10 protein-coding genes are annotated in these 12,189 nt (G+C 74.4%); 4 read left to right on the top strand and 6 right to left on the bottom strand.

What is annotated here, in order from left to right; genetic code table 11:
• From DLJ47_RS37705 to eccCa, 5 genes are all read right to left on the bottom strand, one after another.
• Positions 1 to 1,513: S8 family serine peptidase (locus DLJ47_RS37705; RefSeq protein ID WP_199236133.1), on the bottom strand; the 1,513-nt coding region annotated here is incomplete at its 3' end.
• 82 nt (positions 1,514 to 1,595) lie between these two features.
• A complete protein-coding gene (locus DLJ47_RS34640; protein WP_109906503.1) occupies positions 1,596 to 1,874 on the bottom strand; it encodes a WXG100 family type VII secretion target in 279 nt (92 codons plus the stop codon).
• A 28-nt stretch (positions 1,875 to 1,902) separates the two neighbouring features.
• Positions 1,903 to 2,211, bottom strand: coding sequence for a WXG100 family type VII secretion target (locus DLJ47_RS34635; protein ID WP_088997173.1), 309 nt, complete (start codon positions 2,209 to 2,211; stop codon positions 1,903 to 1,905).
• 177 nt (positions 2,212 to 2,388) lie between these two features.
• Positions 2,389 to 2,652 (bottom strand): hypothetical protein, encoded by a 264-nt coding sequence (locus tag DLJ47_RS34630; protein ID WP_109906501.1) that lies wholly within the window; start codon positions 2,650 to 2,652, stop codon positions 2,389 to 2,391.
• A 48-nt stretch (positions 2,653 to 2,700) separates the two neighbouring features.
• The gene (gene eccCa / locus DLJ47_RS34625; protein WP_109906499.1) at positions 2,701 to 6,663 is read right to left on the bottom strand and encodes a type VII secretion protein EccCa; all 3,963 of its coding nucleotides are present in this window, start codon (positions 6,661 to 6,663) and stop codon (positions 2,701 to 2,703) included.
• A 169-nt stretch (positions 6,664 to 6,832) separates the two neighbouring features.
• Here eccCa and eccD point away from each other — a divergent pair, with 169 nt between their 5' ends.
• A complete protein-coding gene (gene eccD / locus DLJ47_RS34620) occupies positions 6,833 to 8,230 on the top strand; it encodes a type VII secretion integral membrane protein EccD (protein ID WP_109906497.1) in 1,398 nt (465 codons plus the stop codon).
• 90 nt (positions 8,231 to 8,320) lie between these two features.
• Here the strand turns inward: eccD and DLJ47_RS34615 are convergent, their stop codons facing one another.
• Complete coding sequence (locus DLJ47_RS34615; protein WP_109906495.1) at positions 8,321 to 9,490, bottom strand: type VII secretion protein EccE; 1,170 nt, start codon at positions 9,488 to 9,490, stop codon at positions 8,321 to 8,323.
• Between the two features lie 152 nt (positions 9,491 to 9,642).
• Here DLJ47_RS34615 and eccB point away from each other — a divergent pair, with 152 nt between their 5' ends.
• The 3 genes from eccB to DLJ47_RS34600 all read left to right on the top strand — a co-directional run.
• Complete coding sequence (eccB, locus tag DLJ47_RS34610; RefSeq protein ID WP_109906493.1) at positions 9,643 to 11,181, top strand: type VII secretion protein EccB; 1,539 nt, start codon at positions 9,643 to 9,645, stop codon at positions 11,179 to 11,181.
• A gap of 98 nt (positions 11,182 to 11,279) precedes the next feature.
• On the top strand, positions 11,280 to 11,648 hold the full coding sequence (locus tag DLJ47_RS34605) for a hypothetical protein (RefSeq protein WP_109906491.1): 369 nt from the start codon (positions 11,280 to 11,282) through the stop codon (positions 11,646 to 11,648).
• The coding region (locus tag DLJ47_RS34600; RefSeq protein WP_146228274.1) for a WXG100 family type VII secretion target at positions 11,641 to 12,189 on the top strand (549 nt) is incomplete at its 3' end. The genes DLJ47_RS34605 and DLJ47_RS34600, both read left to right, overlap by 8 nt.

Genomic DNA, 12,189 nt, shown 5'->3' with positions numbered 1-12,189 from the left:
CGGGTGGCCCGGCCGGCCCCGGGGGCGGCCAGGCGGTGGTGCCGGGCGCCGCTCCGGGCGGCGGAGGATAGCCACCGGGCACCGGGGGCGGCGGGTAGCCGCCCGGCGCCGGTGCGCCCTGCGGTGGCACGTACGGACCGCCGGGCTGCCCCGGCGCCCGGCCGAACTGCTGGGCACCGGGCGCGCCGGGCGGCGGGACGAATCCGGGCGGTGCCGGGAAGCCCTGCGACGCCCCGCCGGGCGGTGCCGGGAAGCCCTGCGGCGCCGCGCCGGGCGGTGCCGGGAAGCCGGGCGGCGGCCCGGCCGGGGTGGCGGCCGAGCGGCGCCGGGACCGGCGCACCAGCACGATCACCACGATCAGCACCACCAGCGGTACGGCGAGGCAGAGCGCCACCTGGATCACCGCGCCGGTCTTGTTGGTGACGCTGATCGAGACGGCCGGGCCGTCGTCCTCCTCGCCGGTGGCGGCCGGTCCGGCCGACGGGTCCGCCGGGGCGCCCTCGCCGGACAGCAGCGGGTGCGCCGTCACGGCCGGCACCGAGCGGCTCAGCGCGGCGACCGGATCGACGGCCCCGAAGCCGTACTCTTCGTCGCGGCCGGACGGGCCTTCGTCGCGGGCGGTGCGGATCAGCCGGTTCACCACGTTGGCGGCGTCGAGGTCGGGGTGCTTCGCCCGGACCAGGGCCACCACGCCGGCCACGATCGCGGCCGACTCGCTGGTGCCGCTGCCGACGCTGTAGCCGTTGGACGAGACCGACGTCGGCCGCGGAGTGATGATCTGCTCCATCGGCGCGGCCAGCACGGCCTCCGGCCCGGCGACGCTGCCGCTGAAGAAGTCGCCGTTCTTGGCCAGCCCGGTCACGGCGATGACACCGGGGATGCTGGCCGGGTTCAGGACGCTGGTGTCGCCCTGCTCGCGGTTGCCCGCCGAGGCGACCAGCACCACGTTCTTGTCCAGGGCGTAGCGGACGGCGGCCTGCTCGTCGGCGCCCGGTCGGCCGGGCGCGCCGAGCGACATGCTGATCACGTCGGCGCCGTTGTCGGCGGCCCAGCGGATGCCGGCGGCCAGTTCCGCCGCGTCGGTCCGGCTGCCGAGCGAGATCGGCAGGATCTTCGCCTCCGGGGCGATGCCGAGCTGGCGCATGGTGCCGCCGCCCCGGCCGGCGATCAGGCCCGCCATGCCCGTGCCGTGGCTGATCTTGTCATCGGTGCCCCGCCCGTCGGCGGTCGCGTCGGCGCCGAAACCCTTGCCGGGCAACACCTGGCCGCGCAGGTCGGGGACGTTCGGGTCGACGCCGGCGTCGATCACGGCCACGGTCACCCCGCGGCCCTTGCTGACCTTGTGGGCCTGCGGGATCTTCAGGCTGTCGAGGTACCACTGCAGGCCGCGTACGGTGTCGGCGGCCCGCGCCGGCTCCGGTGCCGCGAGCGCTCCCGACCCGGCCAGCGCGGCCAGCGCCAGCGTCGCGACGGCGGACCTCCACAGTGGGCGGAGACGCAGCTCCGTGTTCATCGCTCTCCCAGGACCTCGACGGCTGTCAACGCGCCGCGGCTCCGGCCCGGTCGAACCGGACCGGAGCCGCGTCGATGGTCGCTCAGCCCCACACCTTGGCGTTGCTCATCTCGGTGTTGACGTAGTTCTCGCGGGCGATGCCCACGGCGCCACCGATGTCGTTCAGGATCTTGTTGATGTCCCGGACGGCGCTGTCCCACTGCGCCTGGTGCTGCTCGTAGGCGGCCCGGTCCTGGCCGTCCCACTGGAGCTTGCTCAGCATCGAGCGCAGCGTGTCCAGCTTCTCGTCGATGGTCCGCGAGATGGCCAGCATCTGCTGGTTGCTGCTCTCCAGGACTGCGTAATCAACCTTGATGCTCATCGGTTCCTCCCCTGCTCGTCTCGGCGGATCACGGGTTGAGTGCAGAGTGGAACTTGTCCAGCATCTGCTGCTGCTCTTCGTCGTTGACCTGGTGCGTCGTACCCGACTTGTCGAGCAGGTCGGCGATGTTGTCCATCGCCGTCAGCAGCTTGGCCGTGTCCTCGTTCCAGCGCTGCATCAGCTGCTGGAAGCCCGCGGACGCCCCGCCCTTCCAGGCGATGGCCAGGTCGTCAACCACGTTCCACAGCTTCTTCAGCTCGCCGTCGACCTCGCTGCGCGTGGACCGCACGTCACTCGCGGCGGTATGCAGAGTCGCTGCTTCGACCTCGAACGCCATGCTTCACACCCTTCCGTCTCCTTGTGGCGGCGAATCTGCCGCGCCCCTCCCCCGCGGCAAGGCAAACACCCCACCGACGGACACTCCTCTGAAGACCGTAGCGGACCGCGTCCAGCGAGCGCAGCCCTGTCTCGCCCACTGTGACGGCAACGCGACCGATGCGGTGCGACGCGCCGGTCACGAGAAGCGTGAATACGATCTCACATGCAGCACCACGCCGACGACGAAGGCGACCCCGAGCAGCACGACCAGGCCCCACTGCACCGGGCTCCCGCCCGCGGTCGCGGCGAGTGGCGCAGCCAGCGCCGCGACCGCGCTGAGCACGACGACCTCCGCCACCCGCTTCACCCGTGCCGAGCCGCTCAGCTGCGCGACCAGCCCCAGCACGACGAAGACGGGCATGGCCAGGAGCGCGTACCCGAACGACCAGGTCACCCACACGGCACACCCACCTCTCGCGCTACCGGCCAGGGCCGGCAGGGTCCCGGATCAGACCGGCTCGGACCAGGCGGTCTGGATCAGCTGCTGGCCGTCGCGGCGGCGCACCAGGGTGCCCCGGCCCGGCGGCTGCGGGCTCGGCCGCAACGTGCCGAAGACCGCGCCCTCCTCCCGGTTGCCGGACATCAGCAGGCCGGGCGAGTCCAGCTCGCGCAGGCGTTGCAGCACCGGCTCGTAGAGCGCCCGGGCCACCCCGCCGACCCGGCGCGTGATGACCAGGTGCAGGCCGATGTCGCGGGCCTGCGGCAGCAGCTCGTGCAGCGCGCTGAGCGGGTTGCTGCCGCCCGAGGCGACCAGGTCGTAGTCGTCGACCAGGATGTAGAGGTCCGGGCCCTTCCACCAGCTGCGGTCCCGCAGCTGCGCGGTGGTGACGTCCGGCCCGGGCAGCCGGTTGGACAGCGCGCTGCGGATCGAGCCCAGCCCCTGCGCGAACGCCTGGTTGGACGGGGCGTAGTCGAGCAGGTGGTCGCCCTCCACGGCGCCGAGCAGGCCGCGCCGGTAGTCCGCGATCACCAGCCGGGCCTCGGCCGGGGTGTACCGCTCGGTGATGCCCCGGGCGATCAGCCGCAGCAGGTTGGTCTTGCCGCACTCGGCGTCGCCGAAGACGGTCAGGTGCGGCTCGTTGGCCAGGTCGAGGTAGACCGGCGCGAGCGCCGACTCGTTGACGCCGATCGGCAGGCCGGGCGCCGACCGGTCGACCACCCGGGCCAGCTCGGCGACAGGCAGCTTGCGCGGCAGCAGCCGCACCTTCGGCGCCGGGCGGCCGGGCCAGTTGGCCGCCACGTGCGCGGCCAGGGCGGCCGAGGCCTCGGTCAGGTCGTCGATGTCGCGGCGGCCGTCGATCCGCGAGATGGCGGCGAGGAAGTGCAGCTTGTCGCGGGTCAGGCCGCGGCCCGGGGTCTTCTCCGGGACGTTCATCGCCGCCCGGCGGTCGATCTCCGACTCGGCCGCGTCGCCGAGCCGCAGCTCCAGCTTGGTGCCGAGCAGGTCGCGCATGTTGATCCGGATCTCCGCCCACCGCACGGCGGTGACCACCACGTGTACGCCGAAACCGAGCCCCCGGTTGGCCAGGTTGGTGATGGTCTGCTCCAGCTCCTCGTACTCCTGGCGCAGCGTGTTCCAGCCGTCCACCACGAGGAAGACGTCGCCGAACGGGTCGTCGGCGAACTCGCCGGCCGCCCGGCGCCGCCGGTAGCTGGCCACCGAGTCGATGCCGTGCTGGGCGAAGCGCGCCTCACGGTCGTCGATGATGGCCACCACCTCGGCCACCGTCCGGCGGACCGCCTCGGTGTCCCGCCGGCCGGCCACCCCGGACATGTGCGGCAGCCCCTCCAGGCTGCGCAGCGCGCCGCCGCCGAAGTCGAGGCAGAAGAACTGCACCTCGCGCGGCGTGTGGGTGAGCGCCAGCGAGGCGAGCATCGAGCGCAGCATCGTGCTCTTGCCGCTCAGCGAGGCGCCGACGATCACCACGTTGCCGCCCGCGCCGGCCAGCTCGACCATCATCGGGTCGCGCCGCTGCTCGTACGGCCGGTCGACCACGCCGACCGGCACGGTGAGCCGGCCCCGGCCCGGCCAGGTGGCGGTGCACAGCCCGTACGTCGGGTCCGCCTTCAGCGGCGGGAGCAGCTCGCCCAGGCTCGGCGGCTCGGCCAGCGGCGGCAGCCAGACCTGGTGCGCCGGCTTGCCCCGCCCCTTGAGCCGGTCGATCAGCACGTCGAGCATGGCCACGGCCTTGCCGTCGGCCGGCTGCTCCGGCTCCGGCGTGGTCTCCACCGCCATCTGCGGCTGCCGCACCGGCACGAAGTTCACCCCGTACGGCACGATCCGGCGCTGCACCATCGCCTGGGACGCCGACGCCTGCTCGCCGGGCGCCCGGTACGGCCCGGACACGTACGCGGCCCGGAACCGCAGCATGGTGCTGGTGTCGGTCTTCAGGTAGCCGTGACCCGGGGCGCTGGGCAGCTCGTACGCGTCCGGCACGCCGAGCACGATCCGGCTCTCCACCGCGGAGAAGGTGCGCAGACCGATCCGGTACGACAGGTGGGTGTCCAGGCCGCGCAGCTTGCCCTCCTCGAGGCGCTGCGAGGCCAGCAGCAGGTGCACGCCGAGCGACCGGCCCAGCCGGCCGATCATCACGAAGAGGTCGATGAAGTCGGGCTTGGCGGCGAGCAGCTCGCTGAACTCGTCACAGATGATCAGCAGGCTGGGCATCGGCTCCAGCGGCTCGCCGGCCGCCCGCGCCTTCTCGTAGTCGAAGCGGGAGACGTAGTTGCCGGCCGCCCGGAGCACCTCCTGCCGGCGGTTCATCTCACCGGCCAGCGCGTCCCGCATCCGGTCGACCAGCGGCAGCTCGTCGGCCAGGTTGGTGATCACGGCGCTGGTGTGCGGCAGCGCCTCCAGCGACGCGAAGGTGGCACCACCCTTGAAGTCGACCAGGACGAAGTTGAGCTCCTCGGAGGAGTGCGTCACGGCCAGCGCGGCGACCACCGTACGCAGCAGCTCGCTCTTGCCGGAACCGGTCGCGCCGATGACCAGGCCGTGCGGGCCCATGCCCTCGTGCGCGGACTCCTTGAAGTCCAGCTCGACCACGTTGCCGTCCGGGCCCACGCCGAGCGGGATGCGCAGCCGGTCCCGTTGGCCGCGGGGTCGCCAGGTCTGCTGCACGTCGACCGCGGCGGCGTCGCCCACCCCGAGCAGGTCGGGCAGCTCCATGCTGCGGGCCAGCGGCTCGTCGCTGCTGGCCTGCTGCTGGGAGAGCCGGTAGGGGGCGATCTGCCGGGCCAGCCCCTCGGCGGCCGCGGCGCTGAGCCGGTCCGGCCGGCCGAGCCGGGAGGTGGACGTCCCGCGGACCAGGTCGAGCGAGCTGCCGTCGCCCGCGTCGAGGCAGAGCAGCCAGCGGCCGGCGTCCCGGGGCACGGTGCCGGACAGGTCGATCACGGTGGCGCCGAGCAGCCCCGGCCCCATCAGCTGGCAGGTCGGCGAGACCTCGCCGCCGTCGATCACCACCACCACGTGCGGCATGGTGGTCAGCGGCTTCGCCTCCGGGGCGAACCGCGGCCGGCCGGTCAGCTCGGCGGCGAGCGCCTCCTCCGCCTCCGCCAGGTGGGCGAAGACCATCCGGCGGGCGCCGGCGGCGTCGGTGCGGGAGCTGTGCTGGGTGTGCGGCAGCCACTTCACCCAGTCCCAGGCGGCCTGCCGGTCCACCGCGGCGACCACTGCGATGATCAGGTCCTCCGGGGCGTGGAAGGTGGCCAACTGGCCGAGCACGGCCCGGGTCAGGTCGAGCACCGGCTCACGGTCGCCGCGCAGCACCACCCGGCTGAACGCGCGCAGCGACAGCGCGGTCGGCAGGTCCGGCACGGTCGAGTGGGCGCGGACGAAGCGCCGCAGCGCGATCGCGCTCATCGGCTCCAGGTCCTCGACCGGCTTCGTCTCCGGCGGCACGATCTCCACCGCGAGCCGCTGCGGGCCGGTGGCGATCCGGGTCTCGCCGAAGTCGTCCTCGGTGATCCGGCGCTCCCACAGCCGCCGGGACGAGGCGATCGACCAGAGCGCGTCCGGCTCCGGGTGCCGCCAGGCCATCGCGGCCCGCTGCTGCTCGGCCGCGCGCCGGGTGCGCTTGCGCATCTGGGCCAGGTAGCGCATGTAGTCGCGCCGGTCGGCGTTCAGCTCGGCCTTGTCGTTGTTGCCGTGGCTGAGCGAGCCGATCGCCATGCCGAGCATCGAGACGCCGAAGAGCCCACCGGCGACGTACGTCATCATCCCGCCGCCGCGGCCGGCGTAGAGGAACGCCATCGCGCCCACGCCGCAGACCATCGGCAGGATCATCAGCAGCTGCCCCATCCCGCGGGGCGTCGGCTCCGGTAGCTCCGGTGGGGACTCCAGCAGCAGCTCACCACGCGGTAGGGCCGGTCCCGGCTGACGCGGGAGCCGGCGGAACACCACCGTGCTCACGGCTGTCTCCTCCCCAGAAGCGGCCTGACGAAGCACCTGCGAACGACCAGAGTCGTCGGGTGGGCATCGTACGTGCCTGCCATCGTAGGTAATCTCCCGTGGGCGTCAGGGACCCACGGGGACGACGTGCCGGCCCCGGGTCATCGTAGAAGAGCGCGAGGAGGCCACAGTGGCGACGAAGACGGCGACCGGCGGCCTGAGCCGGATCACCATCGTGGCTCCGCGGACCCGGATGGATCTCGCGCTCCCGTCCGACGTACCCCTCGCCGACCTGCTCCCCACGCTGCTCCGGTACGCCGGTGAGGACCTGGCCGACGAGGGCGTGCGGCACGGCGGCTGGAGCCTGTCCCGGCTCGGCGGTCCGCCGCTCAACGGCGGCCGTACGCCCGCGCAGCTCGGCATCCGCGACGGCGAGGTGCTCTACTTCAACCCGCGCGCCGCCGCCGCGCCGGAGATCGTCTTCGACGACGTGGTGGACGCCGTCGCGACCGCCACCAACCAGCGCCCGGGCGCCTGGCAGGTCGGCACCACCCGGTCGTTCGCTGTGCTGTTCGCCGCGGCGGCGCTCGGCGCCGGCGCGCTGGCCGCGCTCTTCCTCGGGCCGCCGCACCTGCCCGGCGCGCTGGCCGCGCTGGTCGTCGCGGTGGCCCTGCTGGTCACCGCCGCGGTGCTGTCCCGGGCCGCCGGCGACAGCGGCACCGGCGCGGTGCTGGGGGCGGTGGGGCTCGGCCACGCGGCCGTCGGCGGCCTGCTGCTGCTCGCCGGCGATCGGTCGCTGTCCGACCTGGCCGCGCCGCACGTGCTGCTGGCCGCCACCGCGGTGGTGGTCTGCGCCGCGGTGGCGGTGCTGGCGGTCGGTGACCGGCTGCCGCTCTTCTTCGGCGCGGTCGGCGTCGGCGCCGCGGTCGGCTTCGGGGCGTTGCTCTCGCTCGCCTTCGGCATCGGCGCGCCGGCCGCCGCGGCGGTGGTCGCCGCTGTCGCGTTCGGCGCCGTGCCGGCGCTGCCGATGGCCGCCTACCGGCTGGCCCGGCTGCCCGTGCCGTCCATCCCCACCGGCCCCGACGACCTGAAGACCGACGCCGAGTCGGTGGACGGCCGCCGGGTGCTCCAGCTCAGCGAGCGGGCCGACGCGTTCCTGACCGGTCTGCTGTGGACGGTGTCGCTGCTGGTGCTCGGCGCCCAGGTGGTGCTCGCCCTCGACGGCGGCCTGGCGGCGGTGCTGCTCTGCCTCGTGCTGGCCCTGCTGTCGCTGCTGCGGGCCCGGCCGTTCCTCGGCCGCGCCCAGCGCACCCCGGTGCTGGTCACCGGCACCGCCGGGTTGGGCCTGGCGGCCGCCGCCGCGTTCGCCGGCGGCTCGCTGGCGGTACGCCTCGGGGTGGTCCTCGGCGGGCTGCTGCTGGCGGCCGTGGTGAGCCTGATCTACGGGCTGACCGTGGCCGGCAAGCGGATCTCCCCGGTCTGGGGCCGGCTGCTGGACATCGTGGAGATCATGCTGATCATCGCGCTGGTCCCGCTGGCCGTCTGGGTCCTCGGCCTCTACGGCTGGATCGTCAACCTCCGCCCCTGACCCCGGGGCCGCACTCCGCGATCAAGGGTTCGCGTCGGATTTCCGACTCACGGCGACGCGAAGCCCTTGACCACCGGTGTGCGTGGCGGGTCAGCGGGTGGTGGTGACGGTGGCGGCGACCGGGGCGGTGGCGTAGACGCCCGGCGCGTGCTGGCCGTCCAGCGGGCGGCCCGGTGCGCCGCTGCGGCGGGCCACGTCCCGGACCACCTTGACCAGCGCCTCGACGTGGTTGTCCAGCGCCGCCACCCGCAGCAGCGGGGCGGTCCGGCCGCCCGGCAGCACCGCGGCGGCCAGCGTGTGCGACGGCGCGGAGGTCGCGGTCACCGCGTCCACCAGCGCCCCGAACGAGGCGCCGGCCCGGGCCCGCAGGACGAGGCAGCGCTGCGTCCAGCCGCCGCCGCGCAGGCCGCTCCAGGTCTCCGCGGGCGGTGCCGGGGCGAGGTCCAGCCCGGCCGCCGAGATCACCGCCGCGCGCAGTTCGTCCCGGCCGAGCGCGCGGTGCGCCAGCCCGGCGGCGTTCAGCGCCTTGCCCAGCCGGCCGATGCCGGCGGCCAGGGTGCGGTGCACGCCGGGCATCCCGCCGCCCCGGCTGACCGCCTCCACCCGGGCGTCCCGCACGGAGAGCCGCAGCGCCACCCAGACCGTACGGTGGGCCGCCGGCGGCGCACCCGGCGCCGGGTACCAGACCAGGGTGTGCGAGACCACCTGGGCGAGGGTGACCGGGCCGCTGAAGTCGGCGAGCACCCGCAGCGCGCGGTCCACCACCGACGCCTCCACCGAGCCGGCGGGCGCGCCCGGCCGGCCCTGCAGCGCCACCGCCGCGAACCAGCCCTGCCCGTCCTGGCCGATGCCGAGCCGGGTGCCGCGATCTGTGAGTTCAATCACAGACAGTTCCGGGGCGAGGGCGGCCAGCCGCGGATCCCCGCCACCGCCGGCCGCGACCGTGCTGCGGGCCTGCTCCCGCCGGCGGCGCAGCCGGCGCCGCAACATCAGGTCCTCGAACCACCAGCGGCCGCCCCGGCGAGCGAAGACGGCGACCACCACCAGCAGGGCCAGCGCGGCGACCGTGCCGGCCAGCCAGGTGGGCCCGCCCAACGCCGCCCAGACGGCCACGGCGCACAGCTCCACCACCACCAACTGCCCGACGAAGACCGGGCCGAGCCGCCCGCGTTCGCGCCGGTCGGCCGGGGTGACCGGGCGCTCCGCGCCGCCGGACGGGTCCGTGGCCGTACGGCCGGGTGGCGCCTGAACCTGCGTCATCGGTGGCAGTCCCTTCTGGACGGTGCGGCGTGCCGTCGTGACCGGGCCCGGGGCGCTGGTCCCGGTGACCCGTCGACGGCCCCTTATCGTAGGGAAGCCCGCGACACGACTCGGACCTGATCGTCGCGGATCCACCCCGCCGGAGGTAAGTCATGCGGACCCGCCGCGATCAGGTGCAGGCGTACCGCTTCGTCACCCGCCGGATCGTCTCGGCGTTGCTGTCGGGCGACCCCGAGACCAGCAACCTGCCGATGCGGCGGCTCGGCATGGCGGTCTTCGGCAGCGTGATCGCCGCGGCGGTGGTGCTCGGCGGGGCCGGCGCGTACGGGCAGCTCACCGGCAACGCCGCGCCGCTGGAGCCGAACACCCTGGTGATCGAGCGGGAGACCGGCGCGACGTACGTCTACCTCGACGACGGGCAGCTCTACCCGACGCTCAACTACGCCTCCGCCCGGCTGATCCTGAACACGGCGGATCCGCAGATCCGGACCATGTCCCAGGCGTCGATCCGGGACCGCCCGCGCGGGCGTACGGTCGGCATCGTCGGCGCGCCGGACGCGGTGCCCGACCGCAAGTCGCTGACCGGCCTGCCGTGGTCGGTCTGCGACGTCCCCGACCCGGCCGACCCGCGCCGGTCCAGCACCCGGGTGGTGATCGACCGGCCGCTGCCCGGCGGGGCGCCGCTGGGCGACCGCGCGGTGCTGGTGTCGGTCGACGGCGAGCGGCACCTGCTGACCGGCGACGCCCGGCTCCAGGTGGTCGGCGGCGACCCGGCGATCGCCGCGCTGCGGATGGCCGGCGCGGCCCCGCTCACCGTCGGCCAGCAACTGGTCAACGCGGTGCCGGCCGGTCCCGCCCTGCGCAAGCCCGCCATCGCCGGCGAGGACGAGAGCAGCACCGCCCAGGTCGGCGGCGAGCCGGCCCGGATCGGTCAGGTCTTCCGGGCCGCCGGCCGGCACTACGTGCTCACCCGGGAGGGCCTGGCCTCGATCGGCGAGCCGAGCGCGCTGCTGCTGCTCAGCGACGGCGGCTCGGTCACCGACATCACCCCGGACCAGGCCGGCCGACTGCTGACCGAGGAGCGGGTGGAGGAGGCCGGGATGCCGCAGGTGCTGCCCGCGCTGTATCCGGTCCGCGCCGGCCAGACGGTGCTCTGCGCGACCTACCGGGCGGGCGCCGGCGGCGGGCCGCCCACCACCACGCTGGAGGTCTTCGACCGGGCACCGGCCGAGCTGACCGCGACCCAGGCCGGCCCGGTACCGGTCCGGCAGGGCAGCCGCGACGCGGTCCGTACGGCCGACGGCGTGCTGCTCCCCGGCGGCAAGGGCGTGCTGGTCCAGGCGGCACCGGGCGCCGGGGAGAGCGGTACGGCCGCGCCCGGTTCCACCGTCTACCTGATCAGCGCCCAGGGCGTCCGCTACCCGCTGGGCACCCGGTCCGGCGACGCGATGACCGCCCTGGGCTACGGGGGCGTCACCCCGTTGGCGGTGCCGGCGTCGCTGCTGGCGCTGATCCCCACCGGGCCGACCCTGGAGCGGGCGGACGCACTGTCCTTCTTCGAGCCCGGCGCCAAGGGGTCGTCGGCCGCGCCGGCGCCGCCGCGGCCGACGGCGTCGTCCACTCCTTCGGCCACACCGTCGGCCAATCCTTCGACGACGACCGGATCCGCGTCGCCGAACGCCGGCGGCTGACGGTGTCCGCTGGGCGGACGGCGGGTCGCCCGGCTCGCGGCCGTCGACTAACCTGAACATCGGCAACGGTTATCGACCAGACGTACGGGGATGCTGCCATGACCGGGCGCACGACAGTCGACCTGATGTCCCTGGAGGACTTCCACCAGCGGTTGGCCAACCGGCTGACCCAGGCGGAGACGGTGTTGAAGAAGCTCAACACCGAGATGCAGTGCCGTCCCCCGGCGCTGGGCACCTTCGCCGACGCCACCAGCAACGCCCGCAAGTACTCCGACATCCACCTGTCCTATGTGGAGAAGGTCGGCCGGCTGCGCGAGGCCGTCGAGGCGGCGCAGAGCGCCACCGCCACCATCCTGGAGAACTACCGCACGGCGGAGGCGCGCAACGCGGCCAACGCCGCCGACATCGCCGCGGCGTTGACCGGCGTCGACAACGCGCTGAAGCCGCAGGGGGACCGGCGTGTCTGAGTACACCGCGCGCTACCAGGGCGTGAGCCACGAGGAGCTGTACACCGCCGTGATGGCCGGCAAGCCGAGCCAGATCGACGACCTCGCCGCCGACTGGACCTCGCTCAAGGGCATCCTCGACGGCCTCGGCCGGGAGCTCGGCGGCGACCTCGACAAGCTCGCCAACACCTGGACGGGCGAGGCCGGGCAGGAGTTCCAGCGCCGACTGGACTTCATCGTGTCCTACGCCGACACCCTCGGCGAGGGGATGGCCGACCTCAGCCGGGCGCTGACCCTGATGGCCGACCAGCTGCGCACCGCGCACAAGGAGGCGGAGAGCCCGGAGGAGACCGACGACCACGACAAGGCCGTCTCCGGTGCGATGAAGGGCGCCGCGTTCGGTCTGCCGGGCGCGATCGTCGGCGGGCTGCTCGGCCACCAGCAGGACAAGGCCGAGCAGGAGAAGGCGCACCAGCGGATGGTCAACGTGGTGGCTGAGCTGGCCGCCGGCTACGACCTCTCGGCGTACGGCCGGATGGTCCCGCCGCCGCCCCCGCCGGAC

It is taken from the genome of Micromonospora sp. S4605 (genome assembly GCF_003176715.1).
Classification (GTDB): domain Bacteria; phylum Actinomycetota; class Actinomycetes; order Mycobacteriales; family Micromonosporaceae; genus Micromonospora; species Micromonospora echinaurantiaca.
The sequence above is the reverse complement of the archived record's forward strand: the minus strand, read 5'-3'. Positions and strand labels throughout refer to the sequence as shown.

Bases quoted from the DNA above. Each gene is read 5' to 3' on its own strand.
- DLJ47_RS34605 (WP_109906491.1), top strand. From the start codon at position 11,280: ATGACCGGGCGCACGACAGTCGACCTGATGTCCCTGGAGGACTTCCAC.
- DLJ47_RS34615 (WP_109906495.1), bottom strand. From the start codon at position 9,490: ATGACGCAGGTTCAGGCGCCACCCGGCCGTACGGCCACGGACCCGTCC.
- eccB (WP_109906493.1), top strand. From the start codon at position 9,643: ATGCGGACCCGCCGCGATCAGGTGCAGGCGTACCGCTTCGTCACCCGC.
- DLJ47_RS34640 (WP_109906503.1), bottom strand. From the start codon at position 1,874: ATGAGCATCAAGGTTGATTACGCAGTCCTGGAGAGCAGCAACCAGCAG.
- DLJ47_RS34635 (WP_088997173.1), bottom strand. From the start codon at position 2,211: ATGGCGTTCGAGGTCGAAGCAGCGACTCTGCATACCGCCGCGAGTGAC.